Here is a 20,273-nt window from a genome sequence, read left to right as displayed (position 1 = left end):
GCCACGCGCGCAGCGCCGCCCGATGCGCGATGGCACATCGTCACATCGTCACATCGACACACCGGCGTGCGGCCCCAGCCGCACGTTCCAGACCCCTTCATTCATCCCAAAGGAACACCACCATGCAAGGTTCCCTGTTTAGTGTCCTCCGGCTGCCCACGGCGCTGTTGGCATCCCTGGCCATTGCGGCGCTCGTGTCCTGCGGCGGAGGCTCGGGCGACACGTCGCCCCCGCCGCCGCCTCCTCCCCCGTCCACTCCCTTGGCAGTGCTTGCCGGCACGACCGATGGGCCGGGTATGCAGGATGGCCAGGGTACCGCAGCCAAGATCAGCACGGAAAGCGGCGGGATGGCACTGGCATCCAACGGCGACGTGCTGATCGCTGATCCAGGCAACCACACCATTCGCAGGCTTTCGCCCACCGGGCAACTCACCACCTTCGCGGGCGGCGGCCCCACCCGCAGCGATGCCAGCAGCCCGGGGCCACGGTATCTGGACGCCGCAGGCACCGCCGCACGCTTCAACGCGCCGCAGGCCGTGGCCGTGGACGCGGCGGGCAACACCTATGTGGCCGACACCGGCAACCACCTGGTGCGCAAGATCGATGCATCCGGCAACGTCACCACGCTGGCCGGCCAGGTGGGCGTATGTGGCAATGCCGACGGCACCGGCACGGCGGCCACGCTGTGTAGCCCCACCAGCATTGCCGTGGACAAAGATGGCAATGTCTATGTCTCTGAATGGGCACCTTTGACGCAGACCCTGCCTGCCGAGCCCACGGGCAACCCCATCCGCAAAATCACACCAGCCGGCGTGGTCAGCACCGTGGTGTTCAAGGTCAGCCAGATTCCGACGCCAGGACAAGGGCGCAACAACCCTGCGCGCTTCTACCCGGTGCAATTGGCGACCGACTCCGCCGGGGCCTTGTACGCCGCCGATTCCAACGACCATGTGGTGCGCAAATTTGCGCCCGGTGGACAGGCCACGCTGCTCTCAGGCACCGTGGCCCAGGGCAACGCTGGCCATGTGGACGGTTCGGCATCAGCGGCCAAGTTTGGCGAACTGCAAGCCATTGCCATAGACCGCTCCAACCGGATATTTGTGCTGGACAGGCACCTGGGCACGCCGCTGCGCGAGATCGCTGCCGATGGTTCCGTCACCACCGTGCGGCGCGCAGCGGACTGCGCCTTCGGCACCGATGGCCTGCCGCCTGCCTTTTGCGCTGCCAAACGCCTCGCGGTGGATGCCCAAGGGCGCTTCCTCGTCACCGAAAGCAGCGCGTCCAGCAGTTTCCAAAGCTACGCACTGATCCACCGCTACCCCCGCGATGGCGCTGCCGACTTGAAAGTGGGAACGGCACCCAGCCCTGGCTGGGCCGATGGCAGCGGGAGCACAGCCCGGTTTGACGGCCCGGGGGCGCTGGCCATGGGCAAATCAGGCACCCTGTATGTGCGTGACCGTAACAACGCAGCTATTCGAACCATTCAGCCGGATGGCATGGTAGGCACCCTGGGCAGGGTTAAAAACCCGTGCTCGCAAATCACGGGGCCAATCAACGAAGTCGCCTTCTGCGGCCCTGAAGCACTCACCGTGGATGGTGCCGGAAACATCTACTCCTACTCTCTCAAGCGCATCCTGAAGGCCACGCCCGCAGGCAACGTCGCAGTTTTTGCGGACCTGTCCGCTCAGTTAAATGCCATCCCAGCATTTCTGGATCTTGGCATCACGGGCCTGGTCGCCGACGATGCGGGCACCTTGTACGCATCGTCGCTGCAAGGCGTGATCTTCAAGATCAACCCGACCGGTGCCGTCAGCCTGTTTGCAGGCAACCCCAACGCACGGGGGCATGCAGACGGCCCTGCCGGTTCGGCGCTGTTCTCGGGGCTGGGCAGCATGGCCCTGGACCCGGCAGGCAATCTGTATGTGGTGGATGGGGTTTACCACTTCATCACGGGCGTGGGCCCCACCATCCGCAAGATCACGCCTGCTGGCATGGTGAGCACCCTGGCGGGCCGCGCTAACGTGCCGCCCGGACTTGTGGACGGCCCGGTATCGCAGGCACAACTGACGGTGGAAAAGCTTGCTGCACTCTCCGACTCCCGGGCGCACCTGGCGGCCGATGCCAAGGGCAACGTCTATGTGAGTGACCCCATCCATCGCGTCGTGCGCAAGATTGGGGCCGATGGCCAGGTCAGCACGCTGGTGGGCCAACCCTGGGGCCAGGGATTTGCGGCGGGAGACCTGCCCGGCCTCATTGACGAACCTTGGGGCCTTGCCGTGCGCGACACCACGCTCTTCATCTCCACCTCCAACGCGGTGGCGGCCGTCAAACTGCCCTGACGAATGGGCTGGGGCCCTTGACGCCCAGAGGCGCCAAGGGCCGCGTGGGCAATCCATCGCGAGCACTGCGGTGAAGCTGCCCACGTGACACCGGCGCGCAGTGGGGCTGGCGGTCACGGGCAAGGTGCGGCAACCCCCGGCACGGGCCCACCTCGGCAGCCAGATCAGACATCATTTAGACAATTTATCCAAATTTTGACAATTTATCCATTTTTAGATAAATTGTCGAAATGCCAGACAAGAAGTCCAATCGACCGCCCCCGCCCGCAGGCGCAGCCCAGCGTGCACCCACCACCCGCGCTCCGAAGCGCACTCCCGAGCAGGCCGCACTGCTGAGCCAGATCGAACAGGTCGCCCAAGGCCTGGCCGCCACCTTTGCCCCGTTTTGCGAGGTGGTGGTGCATGACTTGCTGGACCCCAAGCATTCCATCCTCGCCATCCACAACAACCTGTCGGGCCGTGGCGTGGGCGACCCCACCACCGAGCTGGGCCTGGCGCGCATTGCCGACCCCGACTACCCGCAGGTCATTGCCAACTATGCCAACCAGTTTGCCGACGGCCGCCAGGCCAAGAGCACGTCTGTGGGCATCAAGGACACAGCGGGCAACTACATCGCAGCGCTGTGCCTCAACGTGGACCTTACCCTGTTTCGCAGCCTGCAAAGCGTGGTGGGCCAGTTCACGTCCATCGATGGAGACACCGGGCTCAGCGAGTCGCTGGACCCTGCGGGCGCCGATGCCATTCGCCAGCGCATCGACCAGTTTGCTGCGCGCCTGTCCACCGCACCGCGTGCGCTCAAGGCCGCAGAGCGGCGCGCCCTGCTGCGCGAGCTGAAGGACTCGGGCTGCATGGAAGTGCGCCGCGCGATGGAAGTGGTGGCGCAGCATTTGGGTGTCTCGCGTGCCACGGTGTACGGCGATGCCAAGTAGTCGCCCTGCCCATCCCGGCACGCAGGCCCAGCTTCTGCTGCAGGACACCCACCAGATCAGCGGCCTGCTGCCCCGCACCCGGCTGGTCGTGGATGACGCCGCACAGTCTCGGTCTATTGGCGAAGCGCAATGGGAGCCCAACCAGCCCTGCACCGAACTGGGCGACCTCCACCCTCTTTTTCATCCCACCGGCCCCTTCCCATGACCACTGCCCCTCCTGCTCTACCTACCTACGACGACGTGGTGGCCGCTGCCGGCCGCATAGCAGGCCACGCCCACCGCACGCCCGTGCTCACCTCGCGCACCATCAACGCCGAGTGGGGTGCACAGGTGTTCTTCAAGTGCGAGAACCTGCAGCGCATGGGTGCCTTCAAGTTCCGGGGTGCGTTCAACGCACTGGCCCAATTTGACGCGGCGCAGCGCAAGGCGGGCGTGGTCGCTTTCTCGTCCGGCAACCACGCACAGGGCATTGCGCTGGCCGCGCGCGAGCTGGGCATCCCTGCCACCATCGTGATGCCACAAGACGCGCCTGCCGCCAAGGTGGCCGCCACCCAAGGCTACGGCGCCAACGTGGTTTTCTACGACCGATACACGCAAGACCGCGAGCAGATCACGCGCGACCTGGCCGAACGCAATGGGCTTACCCTGATCCCGCCCTACGACCATGCCGACGTGCTGACTGGCCAGGGCACGGCGGCCAAGGAGCTGTTCGAGGAGGTGGGCCCGCTGGATGCCTTCTTCGTCTGCCTGGGTGGCGGAGGCCTGCTGTCGGGCTCGGCCCTGGCCACGCGGGCGCTATCGCCCCACACCAAGCTGTATGGCGTGGAACCCGCAGCAGGCAACGACGGCCAGCAGTCGTTTCGCAGCGGCGCCATCGTGCACATCGACACCCCGCAGACGATTGCCGACGGCGCGCAGACCCAGCACCTGGGCAACATCACCTTCCCCATCATCCGGCGCGATGTGGACGATATCCTGACCGTGACGGACGAACAGCTGGTGGACGGCATGCGGTTCTTTGCCGAACGCATGAAGCTCATCGTGGAACCCACTGGCTGCCTGGGTTTTGCAGCCGCGCGGGCCATGCGCGATGAACTCAAGGGCCAGCGGGTGGGCGTGCTCATCAGCGGCGGCAATGTGGACCTGGCTCGGTTCAGTGCGCTGGTGTCGGTCTAACCCGAGCCCGCCTTGCCGCCAGGACCTGCCCCTGCACACAAACAGCCCGCTCTCCGACACCGACACGCCTGCGGCCCTCATTGCGCTGCCGCGCATGCCGCGCAACATCGCCCGCATTCAGCAACCCATGAATGCACTGGGCCTGCGGTTTCGCGCGCACGCCAAAACCGCCAAATGCACCGCCGTGACGCGCGCCAGGTGGCGGTGGGTGCGCAGTGCATCACGGTGTCCACACCCAAAGAATCCGGGCGGTTTTTTGCGGGCGGCGTGACAGACATCCTCCATGCGGTGGGCATGATGGTGCCGCACAAAACTGCCGCAGGTGCTGGCGGGGCCGCAGCGCGGTAGTACCGCCACGGGACAGAAGCCCCAAAGAACTTGGCCCGGACGGCGACGCTCAGGGCGACAGCGCGTGCTCCACCGCCAGCTTGGCTTCTTCCAGGCTGCTGAAAAACCGCGTGGCCTGGGGTAGGGCCTTCGGCAGATGGGAGGGTGCCGGCCACAAACGCTCATCCGTCCAGCCCGCTGTCCAACCGCCAATATCTTTGCGCTTGACGAAGCAGACGGCTTGCCCGCTCACTGTCGCTATCCAGGTGGTAGGTGGATCGTGGTCCCACGTGACGTTTGCCATGGTGCCCTCCAACGGTTGCTGCAACACCAGTGTAGGAACGCTCATGTCCCGCGGGCACTGGGGGTTCCCCGACTGCGCCACAAAACCGTGCGCCCATGACATGCACACAAGCGCGGGAAAAACTACAGCCTCTTCCCCAGCATCACCACCCGCCCCTTGCGATAGCCCAAGCCCTCATAGAACCCAAACGCGGGCGCCTCCTCCAAGGTCTGCAAGTTCATGCTCACGACTTCGTCGCGCCGCAACACATCCTCCAACGCGCGCATCAGCGCAGACCCAGCGCCTTGCCGCTGCATATGCCCGGCAACGCACATCTCCTTGATGTGAAACGTCCATCCGTTCACCCACCGCTCTTTCCATCCCAACACCATCGCGACCGGAGCCTCCTCGACCAGCAAGGCCATTCCACGCGCAGCCGGAAAGGCCATGAATGCCGCGAGCCGCTCCACCACGGTTGCACGCTCCCATCCATCGTTCCAGGGCGGTGCGTTGAAAACGCCCAGGTACAAGTCCGCACAGCCGGCGATGTTCTCGGCGGTCAAGGCCACAGTGGCAAAGGGCTGGGTCATAGGGAACAAAGGCAAACTAAACACGGGGAGGCAAGCGTAGCGCACCACGCTGGCCGCCCCGTATGCGGCCATCGATCATCCCGACGAAAGGCTTGCGCCCTGCATGCTCACCGGGCGGCCGCAGCCCCCATCGCAAACTTCGCAGCCCGCACCACCGCATCCGCATCCACCCCAAAGAACGCCCGCAACGCAGCCCGCGTATCGCTGCGCCCGAACCCATCCGTCCCCAGCGTCAGGTACTTGCGCCCCTCGGGCACGAAGGCGCGCACCGTCTCGGGCACGGCGCGCACATAGTCAGTCGCAGCGATCACCGGTCCGCTTGTGGCGGCCAGTTGCGCTGCAAGCCAGGGGATACCCGGCTTATCTTCTCCTGCGATGGCGCGCTGCTCGCACGCCACGCCATCGCGTGCCAGTTCGCTCCAGCTGGTCACGCTGAGCACCGTCACCTCCACGCCCTCGGCGGCCAGAAGTTCGGCGGCCTTCACCACCTCAGTCAGGATGGCGCCTGAGCCCATCAAAGTGACGGATTTTGATGAAATCGTGCTCTCGCGCTTATCTGACAATCGTGAGTAGCTCTTAAAAACATAGCATCCGCGCAGCACACCTTCTGCCGCACCGGCGGGCAGGTCGGGCTGTGCGTAGTTCTCGTTCATCAGCGTGACGTAGTAGAAAACGTCGCGCTGCTCGGTCACCATCTCGCGCATGCCGGCGTCGATGATGACGGCCATCTCGCCCGCATAGGCGGGGTCGTAGGCCTTGCAGTTGGGGATGGTCGCTGCCACCAGGTGGCTGCTGCCGTCCTGGTGCTGCAGGCCCTCGCCGCCCAGCGTGGTGCGGCCCGACGTGGCGCCCAGCAGGAAGCCGCGCGCACGCTGGTCGGCGGCGGCCCAGATGGCATCGCCCACGCGCTGAAAGCCGAACATCGAGTAGTAGATGTAGAACGGCAGCATGGCCAGGCCGTGCACGCTGTAGCTGGTGGCCGCGGCCGTCCAGCTGGCGATGGCGCCGGCCTCGCTGATGCCTTCTTCCAGGATCTGGCCGTCCAGCGCTTCGCGGTAGCTCAGCACCGAGCCGATGTCCTCGGGCGCATAGCGCTGGCCCACGCTGCTGTAGATGCCGACCTGCTTGAACAGGTTGGCCATGCCGAAGGTGCGCGCCTCGTCGGCCACGATGGGCACGATGCGCGGGCCCAGCGTGGCGTCCTTGAGCAAACTGCCCAGCATGCGCACGAAGGCCATGGTGGTGCTCATCTCCTTGCCATCGGCCTGCAGCGCGAACTGCGCGTAGCTTTCGATGGCGGGCACGGGCAGCGTCTCGCAGGTGGTGTCGCGGCGCGGCAGGTAGCCGCCCAGGTTCTGGCGGTGGCTGCGCAGGTAGCGCATCTCGGGGCTGTCTTCGGCGGGCTTGAAGAACGCGAGGCTCGTGGCCTGCTCGTCGGTGAGCGGCAGGTTGAAGCGGTTGCGGAACTCGACGAGGTCCGTTTCATCGAGCTTCTTCTGGCTGTGCGTGGTCATCTTGCCCTGGCCGGCCGTGCCCATGCCGTAGCCCTTCTTGGTGTGCGCCAGGATCACGGTGGGCTGCCCCTGGTGGCGCGCGGCCGCGGCATACGCGGCGTGGATCTTCACCAGGTCGTGCCCACCGCGCTTGAGGCGATCAATCTGCTCGTCCGTCATGCCCTGGGCCAGGGCCGCGAGCTCGGGGTTCTGGCCGAAGAAGTTGTCGCGGTTGAAGCGCCCGTCCTTGGCGGCAAAGGTCTGCATCTGGCCGTCCACCGTGCCTTCGAGGGTGCGCACCAGCGCACCGGTCAGGTCGCGGGCGAACAGGCCGTCCCAGTCGCTGCCCCAGACCAGCTTGACCACGTTCCAGCCCGCGCCGGCGAACAGCCGCTCCAGCTCGTCGATGATGCGGCCATTGCCACGCACCGGACCGTCCAGGCGCTGCAGGTTGCAGTTGACCACCCACACCAGGTTGTCCAGGCCCTCGCGCGCGGCCAGGGTCAGCGCGCTCATGCTCTCGGGCTCGTCCATCTCGCCATCACCGAACACGCCCCAGACCTTGCGCGCCGAGCAGTCGAGCAGGTTGCGGTGCGTGAGGTAGCGCATGAAGCGCGCGTGATAAATGCTGCTGATGGGACCGATGCCCATGGACCCGGTGGGAAACTGCCAGAAGTCCGGCATCAGCCAGGGGTGCGGGTAGCTCGACAGGCCCTGCGCACCTGCGCCCGGCGCGCTGAGCTCCTGGCGGTAGTGCATCAGGTCCTGCTCGGACAGGCGGCCTTCCAGGAACGCCCGCGCATACACGCCCGGCGCGCTGTGCGGCTGGAAGAACACCAGGTCGCCCCGGTGCTGCCCCTCGCCAACGCCTTCGCGGGCGCGGAAGAAGTGGTTGAAGCCACTCTCGAACAGGTCGGCCGCGCTGGCGTAGCTGGCGATGTGGCCGCCCAGCTCTCCATAGGCCTGGTTGGCACGCACCACCATGGCCAGAGCGTTCCAGCGCACGATGGAGGCCACCCGCTCTTCCACCGCCAGGTCGCCCGGGAACACGGGCTGATCCTGCACGGCCACGGTGTTGACATAAGGCGTGTTCAGGTCGGGCTGCCAGCCGATGCGCTGTGCGCGTGCCATGCGCACCAGTTCTTGCAGCATGTGACGCGCCCGCTCGGGGCCTTCGGTGGCAACCAGCGCCAGGAAGGCATCGCGCCACTCGGCGGTTTCTTCGGGGTCGATGTCGGGGGCGGCGCCGGGCGCCAGCAGCAGGTTGTGGGGTGTGAGCGCGTTCATGCAAGCACTGTAGTCATCGCCCGCCCGTATGAGTTGCTGTTTTACGATTGGTGGCGCCTTTTTGCAGCAGCTTGTGCCGCAAAAAACATAAACTGCAGCACATGAAACTTGACACCATGGACCTGCGCATCCTGGCCGAACTGCAAACCGACGGCTCGCTGTCGAACGTGGAGCTGGCGCGGCGCGTGCACCTGTCGCCCTCGCCATGCCTGGCCCGGGTGAAGGCGCTGGAGGCCGCAGGCGTCATCAGCCGCTATGTGGCGCTGGCCAACGCGGCGGCGCTGGGGCTGGGGCTCAATGTGTTCATCAGCATCAGCCTGAAGGCCCAGAGCAAGGAGGCGCTGGCCGATTTCGAGCACCGCATTGCGGAGCACGACGAGGTGATGGAGTGCTACCTGATGAGCGGCGACAGCGACTACCTGATCCGCGTGGCGGTGACCGATATCTCGGCGCTGGAGCGCTTTATCGTGGAGCAGCTCGCGCCCATGCCTGGCGTGGAAAAAATCCGCTCGAGCTTTGCGCTCAAGCAGGTGCGCTACAAGACTGCGCTGCCGCTGCCCCGGGCATAGCGGTCACGCTCCAGCGCCCTGCTGCTCGTTCATCATCCATCACCCATCACTCCGCACGCGCCGTGCTGGGCGGCTGGCCGATGATCCTTTTGTACGCGCGGCTGAACGAGGCTTCGGACTCATAGCCCAGCCGGTTGGCCGCCACGGCCACGCGCATGCCGTCGCGTCCAATCCAGCGACGGGCCTGCGACATCTTCACCTTGGCCACGTAGCGGGCCGGGCTCTCGCCCATGGTGCGGGTGAATGATTCCGAAAAGCTCGACCGCGAAGCGCCCATCAGGTCGGCCAGCAGCGGCACGTTCCAGTCGCGCTCGGGCTCGGCGTGGATGGCGGCGATCACCTTGCCGATGCGCGGGCAGCGCACCGCAGCGATCCAGCCTGTGGGGCTGTTACAGCTGCATTCCACCCAGGCGCGGATGATGCTGGCCGCCAGTGCATCGGCCAGGCGCGCCAGGATGGCGCAGGCGCCCATGCGGTCCTGCGCCACCTCGCGCTCCATAGCGTCGAGCAGCACGGGCACGGTGGTGTCGCGCCGCGCCAGATCGCCGGCCATCATCACGGCAGGCATCATGGCCATCAGCGGGTGCAGCGGGTCGAGGTTGAAGCGCAGTGCGCCGCTAAAGAGCACGTCGGGCGCCAACGGCGGGGGCGGCGCGACCGGGGCCCCCAGGGGTGCGCGGCCGGCATCGCGGCCGTCCACCAGGTAGATGTTTTCAGACACGGCCTTGCGCGCCAGCGAGTCGATGTCCACCGGCGGCACGTCGGGCGAGCTGGCTAGCACGTGGAAGCTGCCGTGCGGCAGCAGCACCGCATCGCCCGGGTTCAGGCGCTGCCAGTCGGTACCCGGCGTGCGCAGCCAGGCGCCGCCATGGCCCACGAAGTGAAAGCGCGCCGAGCGCTGCGCCGGGAAGGCAATGGCCCATGGCGGGTGCAGCACGCAGCGGCCATACTCCACGCCATCCAGGCGCAGGCCGAGCAGGATCTGGGTCAGCAGGTCCGGCGGGTCCGCGAACGGCTGCTGAGGCACCTGGTTGAATGGCTTGGATAAAAAGTCAAGCATTTCGGCTTTTAGGGCATGGAAACGCCGCCATCTTATCCCTACGATGGCTTTCCATCCATCCCAAGGCCTTTCTCGTGTCCTCCTCTCCCTCCTGCTCCGCCTGCCTTGATGCGCCCACCGGTGCCGTCGTTGACGAGGCCACGCCCGCCCCGCACTCCACCCCCGAGCCCACCGAGGCACGCTGGGCCGCCGTGGCCTCCATGGCCCTGGGGGTGTTCGGCCTGGTCACGGCCGAGTTCCTGCCCGCCAGCCTGCTCACCGCCATGGCCAGCGACCTGCGCGTGAGCGATGGGGCCGCCGGCCAGGCCGTCACCGTGACGGCGCTGGTGGCCGCCGTGGCCGCCCCGTCGCTGCCGCTGCTCACGCGACGCATCGACCGGCGGCTGGTGATGATCGCCTTCACGCTGCTACTGGTGCTGTCCAACCTGATGTCGGCCCTGGCCGGCAGCATGATCACGCTGCTGGCGGCACGGGTGCTGTTGGGCGTGGCGCTGGGCGGCTTCTGGTCCATGTCGGCGGCGCTGGCCATGCGGCTGGTGCCCGCGTCGCTGTTTGCGCGGGCCATGTCCTTCATCCTCACCGGGGTGTCGGTGGCCACCGTCTGCGCGGCGCCCATCGGCGCCTGGATGGGCGACCTGTGGGGCTGGCGCAGCGCCTTCATCGCGGCCGGAGGCATCAGCCTGATCACGCTGGCCGTGCAGCTGGTGGCCTTGCCCGCCCTGCCCCCGCGCGACAACCCCAACCTCAAGGTGCTGGGCGAGCTGCTGCGCCGCCCGCCCGTGCGCGTGGCGCTGCTGGCGGTGCTGCTGGTCATCTCAGGCCACTTCGCGGGCTTCACCTACATCCGCCCGCTGATGGAGCAGGTCACCCACCTGTCGGTGGCCACCATCACGGCCGTGCTGCTGGGTTATGGCGTGGGGGGCTTCTTCGGCAACTTCGTGGGCGGCTGGATCGCCGGGCGCAGCGAGCGCCAGGCCATCGTGGCCGGTGGCGCCGTCATCGCCGTGCTCGCCGCCACCCTGTTGGTGGCCGGGCAGTCGGCCGCCATCACGGCCGTGGCCGTCACGCTGTGGGGCTTTGCCTTCGGCGCCTTCCCCGTGGGCTTCCAGACCTGGATCGTGCGCGCCGCGCCCGACCAGGCCGAGGGCGCGGGCGGGCTGCTGGTGGCAGCCTTCCAGATCGCCATCGCCAGCGGCGCCATTTTCGGCGGCCTGATGGTGGACCATGTGGGCGCCCTGGGCGGGCCGGCGTTTGCACTGGCAGCACTCACACTGGGCACCCTGCTGACCCTGCGGCACGGGCCACGCCCAGCATCCGCTTGATCGGCCCACCAAAACCCAGGCAGCGGGACCAACGCCCTCACTGCCCAGGTTTGCGTGAAATCTCGCTGGTTGCCACGCGCTTGCGCAGATCACGGATCAACGCCTTGGCCCGCGCTTCGTTGGCAGGCCCCATGCGCACCAGGATCTTCTGCCCGCTGGAGAGCGATTCGAGCGTGGGGTCCACAAACTCATACCGCACCCAGGGGCGAAGATTGGGCACGTCGGTGTTGACGGGCGTGAGCTTCACGCGCAGCAGGCCCTGGGGTTCTGGCGCCAGCAGCAGGTGGTCCAGCACGGCCACCAGGCGGTCGTTGAAGTAGCGCTTGGGGTAGCCCAGCTCTTCATACGCCTGCTGGAACAGTGGGTACAGCCGCGCATACAAAGCCACGGCGGGCTCCAATGGCACAGCCTCGGCAAAGGTCAAAAAAGCGCTGTAACGGGCTGAATTGGTGGCGGCCATCGTGGTGGGGGCATCGCCCTCGCCATTCACCACAAACCGCTGCGGCATGGGCTGCACCGGCCACATGCGCGACGGGGCCTGGGCGCGGCCCAGGTTGTCCACGGTGGCCACCACGCGGCGGACAAAACCATCGGTCAACAAAAACGCAGTGAGCTTGTCGCGGCCCAGCAGCTCGGCCAGCAGCTCTGTCACCCGCTTGTCGGATGCAGCCAGCGCGGGCAACGCGGCATCTGCCGGGGCCAGCGCATCGACAGGGTTCTGGGGCCCCGAGGCTTCGGGCATGGGCGGTGGGGCTGCGGGCGCACTAGGGGCCACCACGACCGGAGGGGGCGCTGGGGGTTGCTGCCCCGGTCGCAGCCAGAACCACCAGGCAGCCCCGGCGGCCACCGCGCAGGCCAGCACGGCGGCAAAAACCCAGGGGGTGGAGGACGTGCGCTCTGGCACGGGGCGGAACTCGGCAGTCTCTTGATCGGGCATCGGGTCTCCTTTCAGCAAGAACAACCCTTGTCCGAGCGGCTGCGGTGCCAGGCGTTCCATGCAATCCCGTTTGGGGATGTGCTGGATTGGAAACCTGGGTGATACCGCCCAGGTAACGCGATGTAGACCGCGCGCCGAAACCAGCGCTTAAAACGCCGTGGGTGTCGTCGACAGCGACTCCAGCCACGCTACCGTGGCCGCCAGTTCAGACGGCCGGATCTCGTGCGCGCTGGGGAACTCGTGGTACGCCACCGTGACCGGCAGCGGTGCCATGTGGTGCGCAATGGCCTGCGCGTGGGCCAACGGGATCACGTTGTCATGCGTGCCGTGGCTAAGCCACAGCTGCTTGCCGCGCAGCGCGTCCGCAGGCGCGGTGAGCGGCACCACCTGCTGCAGCAGGCGGCTGTGCCACACCAGCGCGGCCTGCATCAGCGCGGGCCGGGTCAGCAGGAGCGACAGCGCCATGATGCCGCCCTGGCTGAAGCCGCCCACCACCACACGCTCGGGCGGAATGCCCAGCTGCTCGGTGGCAGATTCGACCGCCTGTGCCACCAGGGCGCGGCTTTGCGCTTCCTGCTCTTCATTGATCGTGCGTTCGCCTCCCGGCTCAATGGAGAAGTCAAACCACGCATGCGCGCCTGGCCCCATGCGAAACGGCGCGCGCAGGCTCAGCACATGAAAACGCTCGGGGATCTGCGGCGCCAGGCTGAACAGGTCCTGCTCGTTGCTGCCCACGCCGTGCATCAGCACCAGCAGCCAGGGGCGGGGGGTGGTGGAAGCAGCGGGGCGCTGCAAAAATGTGAGCGGTAGATTGAGCATAGACAAGCGCCAGTGGCAGTTTTAGCTAAAAATTTTACTTAACCCACCCGTCCTGCGACAGGCTCCAGGGCAAAAGCATCCATCGACAGCATGCTGTACATCACCTCGCGGCTCAAGTAGTTTGCGTACAGGTCGTCGCCCGCCGCGCCCAGCGCGAAGAAAATGGGCAAGAAATGGTCTTCGGTCGGGTGCGCGCGGCTGGCATGCGGCGCCTGGCTGCGGTAGTTGAGCAGCGCGGCCATGTCGCCACGCGCCAGCGCATCCTCGATCCAGCGGCTGAACTCCAGCACATAGGATGCGGGCTCGCGCTCGCCGCCAAAAAACTCGGCCAGGTTGTGCGTCATGCTGCCCGAGCCCACCACCAGCACGCCCTGGCTGCGCAGGCTGCGCAAGGCGGCGCCCAGCGCGTAGACCTCCGCCGGGCCCGCCCCCACGGGCAGCGCCACCTGCACCACGGGCACATCGGCCTGTGGGAACAAATGCATCAGCGGCACCCAGGCGCCATGGTCAAAGGGGCGCGCGGCATCGCCCTGTGCGGCCACACCCGCGGCCTGCAGCAGGCCCAGCACCTCTTGCGCCAATGTGGGCGAGCCAGGGGCTGGGTATTGCAACTGGTACAGCGCCGGGGGAAAGCCGCCAAAGTCGTGCCAGGTGGCAGGCTGCGGCCCCGTCATGACCTGTGGAGAGCGCGCCATCCAGTGCGGCGACATGATGACCACGCCGCGCAGACCGGGGTATTGCGCGCGCAGGCCTTCGCCCCACTGCGTGAGCGCCGGGCCGGTGGTGCCGGCATCGATGGCGAACAGCGGCGCGCCGTGCGAAACAAACAGCGCGGGAACAACAGCAGGGGCAGAGGTAGGGGCTTGGGCAGAGGCAGACATGGCAATTCCATCCGTGAATGCAATGAATGTAGGACCGATGCCCCCCGATACCAAGCCCTGCAGGTCGGACAGATTGTTCTACGGGTGATGCCAATGCACCCTTGACGAGGGCCGTGCAGATGCCCGCTGCACCGCCTCCCCCGTTCAAGACCCGTCGCGCACCCTGCCCCGCAGCGCCTTGGTCTCGCTGCGCTGGGTCTTGCCCGCAAGCCGCCGTTGCTTGGAGCCATAGGTGGGCTTGGTGGCACGCCGCACGCGGGGCGGCACGGCGACGGTGTTGACCAGCGCATTCAGGCGCTCCAGCGCATCGGTGCGGTTCTGGTCCTGGCTGCGGTACTGCTGAGCCTTGATGACCACCACCCCCTCTTGCGTGATGCGGGTATCGCGCAGGGCCAGCAGGCGCTCCTTCACGTCCTCGGCCAGCGACGATGCGGCCACGTCAAAACGCAGGTGCACCGCGCTAGATACCTTGTTGACGTTCTGCCCGCCCGCACCCTGGGCGCGCATGGCGGTGATTTCTACCTCGTCCTCAGACACCTGCAGGGGCAATGGGGAGGCCATATATCTATTGATCTATTTGTCCCCTTGCCTGCGCGGCGTCAGGCCGCGGGCTGCTGGGCCAGCAACTGCGCCAGGCCGTCAATCGCCAAGCCGTAGCCCAGCACGCCAAAGCCACACATCACCGCCTTGGCGGCTGCCGCCATGTAGGAATGGTGGCGGAACGCCTCGCGCGCATGCACGTTGCTGATATGCAACTCAATCAGCGTGATGCCCGTGCCCTTGGTGGCATCGTGCAATGCAATGCTGGTGTGGGTGTAGGCCCCGGCATTGATCACTACGCCTGCCAGCTCCCCCGCCGCGTGCAGGCGGCCGGCCTCGTGAATCCAGTCCACCAGTGCGCCTTCGTGGTTGCTTTGGTGAAAGCGCAGCGCAAAACCATGGCGCTCGCAGGCGTCCGCGCACAGCTTTTCAACATCGGCCAACGTCGCTGCCCCATACACGGCGGGTTCGCGGGTGCCCAGCAGGTTCAGGTTGGGGCCATTCAAGACAAAAACGGTTTTCTTCTTCACAGACATGCAGCACTCCGAGGGCGTTGCGCCTGCCACGCTGGCAGGCCAGAGTGCGGGATTATGCGGCGCCCCGTGCGCAGCCCAAAAGCGCGCACCCAAAGAAAAACGGCCCCGAAGGGCCGCTGTAAAAGGCAGCCTGTGCAAAGACGCTGCCTGTGAGCGACTGGCGCCCAAGAGGTTGGTTACAAATGATCAACAGACTGGCCCGCGGGCCAGCCGCCGATCAGCGGTCCCAATGGCCGTTGTGGCCATGGCCGCGATGGCCGTGGTCATGGTGACGGTGGTGGCGGTACCCGCGATCACCGTAATAAACCACCGGCGGGGGCGCGTAGTACGCTGGGGCGGGCGCGTAATACACAGGCCGGGGAGGCGCGTAGTACACGGGTGGTGGAGGCGCGTAATAGGTGGGTGCGGGTGCGTAGTAGCCATTGCTGGCCCCCACCACCACACCAGGCACGCCAATGCCCACCGACCAATTTACGTCGCGGGCTTGGGCTGCGCCCGTGCCGGCCAGCAATGCCAGCGCCACACCAGCCGAAGCAGCCAAGGCATAGATAGAACGGGTTTTCGTCATGGAAATCTCCTGTTTGAGCGAGGGCAGCCAGCCAAATGGACTCACCTCACCGGTACATAACGCACCAAGTAGGCAAAAGGATGGCACAAAATCGTCTTTACGTTGTGTCTGGACGTATACGCGCCCGTTTCTATGCGTAAACCATCACGAAACCGGCGCCTAAAATGGCCCAATGAGCACCCAAAACCCCGCCAACACAGCCGCCAACACCCCCGGCGCTCCCCCTTCGGCAGCCCCAGAAGCTGCCAAGACCAGCAATTTTCTGCGCCAGATCATCGAAAGTGACCTGGAAAAAGGCACCTACACCACCCGCCGCTGGGCCGGCGCCCCCGGCGACGCCGCCCACCATGCCCAGGGCGAGCCTGACCCCGCCAAGATCCGCACCCGTTTCCCGCCCGAGCCCAATGGCTACCTGCACATCGGCCATGCCAAGAGCATCTGCATCAACTTCGGCCTGGCGCGCGACTACGGCGGCGTGTGCCACCTGCGCTTTGACGACACTAACCCCGAAAAAGAAGACACCGAATACGTCAACAGCATCATCGACGCGGTGAAATGGCTGGGTTATGACTGGAACGGCAGCCCCGATGCGGCCCCCTACCAGGCCAGCGACTACTTCGACTTCATGTACCGCGCCGCCGAAGCGCTGATCGAAGCCGGCCACGCCTATGTGGACGAGCAAACCGTGGAACAAATGCGCGCCAACCGGGGCGACTTTGGCAAGCCTGGCGTGGACAGCCCCTTCCGCACCCGCACTCCGGCCGAAAACCTCGCCCGCTTTCGTGAAATGCGCGACGGCCAGCATGAAGACGGATCGATGGTGCTGCGCGCCAAGATCGACATGGCCAGCCCCAACATCAACATGCGCGACCCGGCCATCTACCGCATCCGCCGCGCAACACACCACAACACCGGCGACACCTGGTGCATCTACCCGATGTACACCTACGCGCACCCCATCGAAGACGCGCTGGAGCAGATCACCCACAGCCTGTGCACGCTCGAATTTGAAGACCAGCGCCCCTTCTACGACTGGCTGCTGGAGCGCTTGACCGAAGGTGGCCTGCTGGCCAGCCCGCCCCCCCGCCAGTACGAGTTTGCGCGCCTGAACCTCACCTACGTCATCACCAGCAAACGCAAGCTCGCCCAGCTGGTGTACGACCACAAGGTCAGCGGCTGGGACGACCCCCGCATGCCAACCATCGTCGGCCTGCGCCGCCGGGGCTACACGCCCGAATCGCTGCAGGTGTTTGCCGACCGCATCGGCGTGACCAAGAGCGACAGCTGGATCGACTACAGCACCCTGGAAGGCTGCCTGCGCGAAGATCTGGAGCTCAAGGCCTACCGTGGCATGGCCGTGCTCAACCCCGTCAAGCTGGTGCTCACCAACTGGGATGAGGTCATGGGTGCCGGCCACCTGGAGCCCTGCACCCTGCCCGCCCTGCCCCACCCACCGGAAGGCGTCGAATCGCCCACCCGCCACTTCACCATTGGCAAAGAGGTGTGGATCGAGCGCGAAGACTTCGAAGAAGTGCCCCCCAAGGGCTACAAGCGCCTGTTCCCCGGCAACAAGGTGCGCCTGAAGGGCGGCTACGTCATCGAATGCACCGGCTGCACTAAAGATGCGGATGGAAATATCACCGAAGTGCTGGCCACCGTGGTGCCCGACACCAAGAGCGGCACCCCCGGCGCCGACAGCGTGAAGGTGAAAGCCGCCATCACCTGGGTGGGCGTGGCCGACGGCGTGAACGCCGAAGTGCGCATGTACGACCGTTTGTTCCTGGAAGCCCAGCCTGATGCGGGCGGCAAGGACTTCATTGAAAGCCTGAACCCGAACAGCCTGAAGGTGGTGACGGCCATCGTGGAGCCGTCATTGGCCAATGCGAAGCGGGACGATAAGTTTCAGTTTGAGCGGCACGGGTACTTTGTGGCGGACCGGGTGGATCATGCGGCGGGGAAGCCGGTGTTTAACTTGGCGGTGGGGCTGAAGGATTCGTGGGGGAAGTGATTACCTCCTGATTGAAAAGAAGGCCAGCAGATTTATATATTTGCTGGCCGTTTTCTTTTGGACTGATGACAGCTTTCGACCGCGGATTCAAGCGGTCGGTCACCGTGCAATATGGATCTGTCATTTGCTGTCGCCCAGTGAAAGTCCCCGCCCTCCGGGTGAGGTTTTCCCGTGTCAGCACTTCGCATCTCAAGGGGCACCAGCCCCCCCAGTGGCTTGGTTTGAAAACACGGTATGCGACTATGGGTGGAATGGCGAATGATGCTGCTGTGTAAGCTGCAGCTTGAAAAGCTAGGAAAACAATATGCTGCTAACCGATATCGCCGTCGAGCACACCCTGGTGTCAAAAAAAAACGGAGTTCGTCAGACTTTCTTACTGCATCCGTTCACCGATACACAGCGAGACTCACTTGGTAAATTCGAGATCGTTCGTGACGTCAGCCAGCCAGGATTCAAAGACGTTAAACGCTCAACCTTCGTGACGTTTCAACAATTGGCAGAGTTGTATGCGAAAGGTGCGCTCGAAGAATTCGGGTTTTCCGTTCGCATGTGTCCAGGTCAGGGCACGTACCCTGCCAAGAATCCAGCAAAAAAGATATTGCCAACCAGCATCAGGCCGGGCTCACCGTTCGATCTGGCTGTTCAAAAGGTTGATATTGCAAAACCTGCTACTCGCGAATTGAGAACAGCCTTGCTTCGCACCAACGTCACACTCTAAGGGTGGTGACGCTGATAGATATGGGAGTCCCTGTGAATTCATCCGTTGCCCATGCTGAACTCATCGCCATTTTGAAGCGGGCGCAGGCAGATGCCGCTCACAAGCTCGGATTGATCAAAGCTGCTGCGAACAAGGGTACCAAGGCAGCCCAAGCCGCTACGGAAACGGCTGCAAATGCCGTAAAACGCAGGGACTCGTATGCAAAAAAACTGGACAACCTGGGGGTGAGCCTCAAGGATTGAGAGCGGCCCAGCCTGCGGCCCGGCATCAGCCAGTAGCCACCGCCTACACTTGGCCGCAAGAGACAGATAGGCGCTAGAGGCCAGTTGCATGATTCATGCTAACCGCCCCTTGGTCTCCCATGGGGTGCAGCGCTGAGCTTGGTATCGGCCGGCAAAGCATCCACAACACGCTACACGCCGTACATGGGGCGAGCTACCGCGCAGCAAGCGCTAAGCCATTTGCAATACAAACACCGCCATGCTCCCTACCCCACCCCTGCCACCCACATTCACCCCCACCTTCGCCCATGTGCCGCCCGGCCCGGTGGCAGGGCCGTTGCAGCTGGCGCCCGTCAACGCTGGCGTGGTGTCAGTCCACACTGCCGGTGGCGCGCATGTGGGCTCGCTCAAGCTGGTCGGCGGGGTGTGGAAGTTCAAGGCCATGGGCTACGACGCCGCAGGCCGCATGGAGCCGGGCCATGGGCCGCTGACGGAACAGCACAACATGGCGTTCGCGGCGCTGGATGAGGCCGAGGTCAGCGCCCGGTTGCTGGGTGCTTTGGGAAGCGCTGGGTAACGTGCGCTAAGAAAGCACCAAAAATACGAAGCCGTGCCGCTGGGGGCCACAACCCTCAGCGCTGCGCGTCGGCCAGCAAAAACTCCACCGCCGCACACACCGCCGCCACCTGCGCCTCAATGCACTGCTCGGGCGTGGCGCGGGGGCTGTCCGGGTAGACCTCGGTCGTGGTGGTGTAGCGGGCGCCGCTGATGCCCGCGCACAGGCCCATCTGCTTCATCGCGTATCGGATGACACCCGGCGCCACGACGGGCGAGCCAATGATCTCGTTCTTCTCATCCGCAGGCGCGATGTGCGTCACCCGGCTGACGGCCTCGATGATGGCCCGCTGAAAGGCGGGCTGGGGGTTGTCGGTGTCGTCCACCAGGTAGAAGCCGTCGGGGATGCTGCCGGGCTCGAACACCTTGCCGTCGCGCGCGGCGACGGCAGGGCGGTATTCGGATTCGTCGGTGTTGGTGGTTTCGTGCAGGTCGATGTGGGCGGAAAATTGGCCGTGCAGCGGTGCCAGCAGGCGCATGAGGGCGGCGGACTCCTGCGCGGGCGAGCCGTCGCGGAACGACCGGTTGGGGTCGATGGCATCAAAGTTCCAGCGCTGAAAACGCTCGTAGGCCCAGGGGCTCACACACGGCACCACCAGCAGGTTGGCCCGGCCTGCAAAGCGCTCGGCCTGTGCATCCACAAACCGCAGTGCGCCGTGCACGCCACTGGTTTCGTAGCCGTGCACTCCCCCGGTCACCAGCACGGTGGGCAGGCCGGACTGCCAATCGCGGCTGCGCAGAGCCCGCAGGGGAAAGCGCTCTGCCGGGTGCTGGGCGTCGGCATAAATCACGCCGCCATACATCTCCACATCAAACCGGCCCCGCAGCGCCTCGATGGCCGTGAGCACGTCGTCGGCGTAGCTGCGCTGGCGCACTTGGCGTGCGCGCCACTGGTCGCGTTCTGCAGCGCCCCAGGGTTGGCCGGGCGTGCCGATGGGATAGGTGTGGGTGGGTTGCATGGGTGCGTGGGATGGCGTGGCTGGTGAATGGTAGAACCAATGGCAGACGGAGCCGACTGTACGGACAACGTCAAAAGGCTTGTCGCAGGGCGTTCA

The 20,273-nt window shown here is 65.5% G+C and carries 21 protein-coding genes and 1 pseudogene; 11 read left to right on the top strand and 11 right to left on the bottom strand.

The features are described from left to right. Positions 1 to 122 precede the first annotated feature (122 nt). From ASE52_RS01155 to ASE52_RS26110, 5 genes and pseudogenes are all read left to right on the top strand, one after another. Positions 123 to 2,339 (top strand): hypothetical protein, encoded by a 2,217-nt coding sequence (locus ASE52_RS01155; protein ID WP_140426108.1) that lies wholly within the window; start codon positions 123 to 125, stop codon positions 2,337 to 2,339. Positions 2,340 to 2,569: 230 nt separating this feature from the next. Next, a complete protein-coding gene (locus ASE52_RS01150) occupies positions 2,570 to 3,268 on the top strand; it encodes a PAS domain-containing protein (protein ID WP_241776890.1) in 699 nt (232 codons plus the stop codon). Further along, positions 3,258 to 3,473: a hypothetical protein gene (locus ASE52_RS26450; protein WP_057223129.1), complete on the top strand. Its 216-nt coding sequence runs from the start codon at positions 3,258 to 3,260 to the stop codon at positions 3,471 to 3,473. The genes ASE52_RS01150 and ASE52_RS26450 overlap by 11 nt, the downstream gene beginning before the upstream one ends. After that, a complete protein-coding gene (locus ASE52_RS01140; protein ID WP_057223127.1) occupies positions 3,470 to 4,444 on the top strand; it encodes a threo-3-hydroxy-L-aspartate ammonia-lyase in 975 nt (324 codons plus the stop codon). The genes ASE52_RS26450 and ASE52_RS01140 overlap by 4 nt, the downstream gene beginning before the upstream one ends. Positions 4,445 to 4,475: 31 nt before the next feature. Beyond that, positions 4,476 to 4,744, top strand: a pseudogene (locus tag ASE52_RS26110) (DSD1 family PLP-dependent enzyme); the annotation flags it as partial. Between the two features lie 97 nt (positions 4,745 to 4,841). Here ASE52_RS26110 and ASE52_RS01135 read toward each other — a convergent pair. From ASE52_RS01135 to mdeB, 3 genes are all read right to left on the bottom strand, one after another. Then, positions 4,842 to 5,075, bottom strand: coding sequence for a hypothetical protein (locus ASE52_RS01135; protein ID WP_029413571.1), 234 nt, complete (start codon positions 5,073 to 5,075; stop codon positions 4,842 to 4,844). Between the two features lie 122 nt (positions 5,076 to 5,197). Then, the gene (locus ASE52_RS01130; RefSeq protein ID WP_158004134.1) at positions 5,198 to 5,644 is read right to left on the bottom strand and encodes a GNAT family N-acetyltransferase; all 447 of its coding nucleotides are present in this window, start codon (positions 5,642 to 5,644) and stop codon (positions 5,198 to 5,200) included. A 107-nt stretch (positions 5,645 to 5,751) separates the two neighbouring features. Continuing rightward, positions 5,752 to 8,424: an alpha-ketoglutarate dehydrogenase gene (mdeB, locus tag ASE52_RS01125; protein ID WP_057223125.1), complete on the bottom strand. Its 2,673-nt coding sequence runs from the start codon at positions 8,422 to 8,424 to the stop codon at positions 5,752 to 5,754. Positions 8,425 to 8,525: 101 nt separating this feature from the next. Here mdeB and ASE52_RS01120 point away from each other — a divergent pair, with 101 nt between their 5' ends. Beyond that, positions 8,526 to 8,993: an Lrp/AsnC family transcriptional regulator gene (locus tag ASE52_RS01120; RefSeq protein ID WP_057223124.1), complete on the top strand. Its 468-nt coding sequence runs from the start codon at positions 8,526 to 8,528 to the stop codon at positions 8,991 to 8,993. A gap of 46 nt (positions 8,994 to 9,039) precedes the next feature. Here ASE52_RS01120 and ASE52_RS01115 read toward each other — a convergent pair whose 3' ends face one another. Then, the gene (locus ASE52_RS01115; protein WP_057223123.1) at positions 9,040 to 10,053 is read right to left on the bottom strand and encodes an AraC family transcriptional regulator; all 1,014 of its coding nucleotides are present in this window, start codon (positions 10,051 to 10,053) and stop codon (positions 9,040 to 9,042) included. 74 nt (positions 10,054 to 10,127) lie between these two features. Between ASE52_RS01115 and ASE52_RS01110 the strand changes: the two genes are divergently transcribed. After that, complete coding sequence (locus ASE52_RS01110) at positions 10,128 to 11,375, top strand: MFS transporter (protein ID WP_057223122.1); 1,248 nt, start codon at positions 10,128 to 10,130, stop codon at positions 11,373 to 11,375. Positions 11,376 to 11,412: 37 nt separating this feature from the next. Here the strand turns inward: ASE52_RS01110 and ASE52_RS01105 are convergent, their stop codons facing one another. From ASE52_RS01105 to ASE52_RS01080, 6 genes are all read right to left on the bottom strand, one after another. Next, positions 11,413 to 12,312 carry a DUF3014 domain-containing protein gene (locus ASE52_RS01105; RefSeq protein WP_057223121.1) on the bottom strand — a complete coding sequence of 300 codons (900 nt, stop codon included), beginning with the start codon at positions 12,310 to 12,312 and terminating at the stop codon, positions 11,413 to 11,415. A gap of 147 nt (positions 12,313 to 12,459) precedes the next feature. Next, on the bottom strand, positions 12,460 to 13,131 hold the full coding sequence (locus ASE52_RS01100) for a dienelactone hydrolase family protein (RefSeq protein WP_010460380.1): 672 nt from the start codon (positions 13,129 to 13,131) through the stop codon (positions 12,460 to 12,462). A gap of 38 nt (positions 13,132 to 13,169) precedes the next feature. Further along, a complete protein-coding gene (locus ASE52_RS01095) occupies positions 13,170 to 14,012 on the bottom strand; it encodes a class III extradiol ring-cleavage dioxygenase (protein WP_057223119.1) in 843 nt (280 codons plus the stop codon). 144 nt (positions 14,013 to 14,156) lie between these two features. Then, complete coding sequence (gene arfB / locus ASE52_RS01090) at positions 14,157 to 14,573, bottom strand: alternative ribosome rescue aminoacyl-tRNA hydrolase ArfB (protein WP_057223118.1); 417 nt, start codon at positions 14,571 to 14,573, stop codon at positions 14,157 to 14,159. A gap of 38 nt (positions 14,574 to 14,611) precedes the next feature. Next, the gene (aroQ, locus tag ASE52_RS01085) at positions 14,612 to 15,088 is read right to left on the bottom strand and encodes a type II 3-dehydroquinate dehydratase (protein ID WP_010460374.1); all 477 of its coding nucleotides are present in this window, start codon (positions 15,086 to 15,088) and stop codon (positions 14,612 to 14,614) included. 217 nt (positions 15,089 to 15,305) lie between these two features. After that, positions 15,306 to 15,656, bottom strand: a complete 351-nt coding sequence (locus tag ASE52_RS01080; protein WP_010460370.1) for a hypothetical protein — start codon at positions 15,654 to 15,656, stop codon at positions 15,306 to 15,308. A 172-nt stretch (positions 15,657 to 15,828) separates the two neighbouring features. Between ASE52_RS01080 and ASE52_RS01075 the strand changes: the two genes are divergently transcribed. The 4 genes from ASE52_RS01075 (at position 15,829) to ASE52_RS01065 (ending at position 19,180) form a co-directional block, all read left to right on the top strand. Next, positions 15,829 to 17,664: a glutamine--tRNA ligase/YqeY domain fusion protein gene (locus tag ASE52_RS01075; protein WP_057223117.1), complete on the top strand. Its 1,836-nt coding sequence runs from the start codon at positions 15,829 to 15,831 to the stop codon at positions 17,662 to 17,664. 304 nt (positions 17,665 to 17,968) lie between these two features. Further along, a complete protein-coding gene (locus ASE52_RS24850) occupies positions 17,969 to 18,382 on the top strand; it encodes a hypothetical protein (protein WP_081474575.1) in 414 nt (137 codons plus the stop codon). A gap of 32 nt (positions 18,383 to 18,414) precedes the next feature. After that, positions 18,415 to 18,624 (top strand): hypothetical protein, encoded by a 210-nt coding sequence (locus tag ASE52_RS01070; protein WP_082606797.1) that lies wholly within the window; start codon positions 18,415 to 18,417, stop codon positions 18,622 to 18,624. A gap of 238 nt (positions 18,625 to 18,862) precedes the next feature. Further along, a complete protein-coding gene (locus ASE52_RS01065; protein ID WP_082606721.1) occupies positions 18,863 to 19,180 on the top strand; it encodes a hypothetical protein in 318 nt (105 codons plus the stop codon). 55 nt (positions 19,181 to 19,235) lie between these two features. On the opposite strand, the gene ASE52_RS01060 is transcribed toward ASE52_RS01065, so the two are convergent. Beyond that, a complete protein-coding gene (locus ASE52_RS01060; RefSeq protein ID WP_057223114.1) occupies positions 19,236 to 20,177 on the bottom strand; it encodes a M14 family metallocarboxypeptidase in 942 nt (313 codons plus the stop codon). Positions 20,178 to 20,273: the final 96 nt, after the last annotated feature.

Source organism: Acidovorax sp. Root275, assembly GCF_001428965.1.
In the GTDB taxonomy this organism is placed as follows: domain Bacteria; phylum Pseudomonadota; class Gammaproteobacteria; order Burkholderiales; family Burkholderiaceae_C; genus Acidovorax; species Acidovorax radicis.
Note: the sequence above shows the minus strand (reverse complement) of the source record. Positions and strands in the feature narration are given on the sequence as shown.

Coding starts and splice junctions, on each gene's coding strand:
- ASE52_RS01135 (WP_029413571.1), bottom strand. CDS start 5,075: ATGGCAAACGTCACGTGGGACCACGATCCACCTACCACCTGGATAGCG.
- arfB (WP_057223118.1), bottom strand. CDS start 14,573: ATGGCCTCCCCATTGCCCCTGCAGGTGTCTGAGGACGAGGTAGAAATC.
- ASE52_RS01120 (WP_057223124.1), top strand. CDS start 8,526: ATGAAACTTGACACCATGGACCTGCGCATCCTGGCCGAACTGCAAACC.
- ASE52_RS01095 (WP_057223119.1), bottom strand. CDS start 14,012: ATGTCTGCCTCTGCCCAAGCCCCTACCTCTGCCCCTGCTGTTGTTCCC.
- ASE52_RS01150 (WP_241776890.1), top strand. CDS start 2,570: ATGCCAGACAAGAAGTCCAATCGACCGCCCCCGCCCGCAGGCGCAGCC.
- ASE52_RS01065 (WP_082606721.1), top strand. CDS start 18,863: ATGCTCCCTACCCCACCCCTGCCACCCACATTCACCCCCACCTTCGCC.
- ASE52_RS01140 (WP_057223127.1), top strand. CDS start 3,470: ATGACCACTGCCCCTCCTGCTCTACCTACCTACGACGACGTGGTGGCC.
- ASE52_RS01100 (WP_010460380.1), bottom strand. CDS start 13,131: ATGCTCAATCTACCGCTCACATTTTTGCAGCGCCCCGCTGCTTCCACC.
- ASE52_RS01130 (WP_158004134.1), bottom strand. CDS start 5,644: ATGACCCAGCCCTTTGCCACTGTGGCCTTGACCGCCGAGAACATCGCC.
- ASE52_RS01060 (WP_057223114.1), bottom strand. CDS start 20,177: ATGCAACCCACCCACACCTATCCCATCGGCACGCCCGGCCAACCCTGG.
- ASE52_RS26450 (WP_057223129.1), top strand. CDS start 3,258: ATGCCAAGTAGTCGCCCTGCCCATCCCGGCACGCAGGCCCAGCTTCTG.
- ASE52_RS01155 (WP_140426108.1), top strand. CDS start 123: ATGCAAGGTTCCCTGTTTAGTGTCCTCCGGCTGCCCACGGCGCTGTTG.
- ASE52_RS01075 (WP_057223117.1), top strand. CDS start 15,829: ATGAGCACCCAAAACCCCGCCAACACAGCCGCCAACACCCCCGGCGCT.
- ASE52_RS01105 (WP_057223121.1), bottom strand. CDS start 12,312: ATGCCCGATCAAGAGACTGCCGAGTTCCGCCCCGTGCCAGAGCGCACG.
- ASE52_RS01115 (WP_057223123.1), bottom strand. CDS start 10,053: ATGCTTGACTTTTTATCCAAGCCATTCAACCAGGTGCCTCAGCAGCCG.
- aroQ (WP_010460374.1), bottom strand. CDS start 15,088: ATGTCTGTGAAGAAGAAAACCGTTTTTGTCTTGAATGGCCCCAACCTG.
- mdeB (WP_057223125.1), bottom strand. CDS start 8,424: ATGAACGCGCTCACACCCCACAACCTGCTGCTGGCGCCCGGCGCCGCC.
- ASE52_RS01080 (WP_010460370.1), bottom strand. CDS start 15,656: ATGACGAAAACCCGTTCTATCTATGCCTTGGCTGCTTCGGCTGGTGTG.
- ASE52_RS24850 (WP_081474575.1), top strand. CDS start 17,969: ATGCTGCTAACCGATATCGCCGTCGAGCACACCCTGGTGTCAAAAAAA.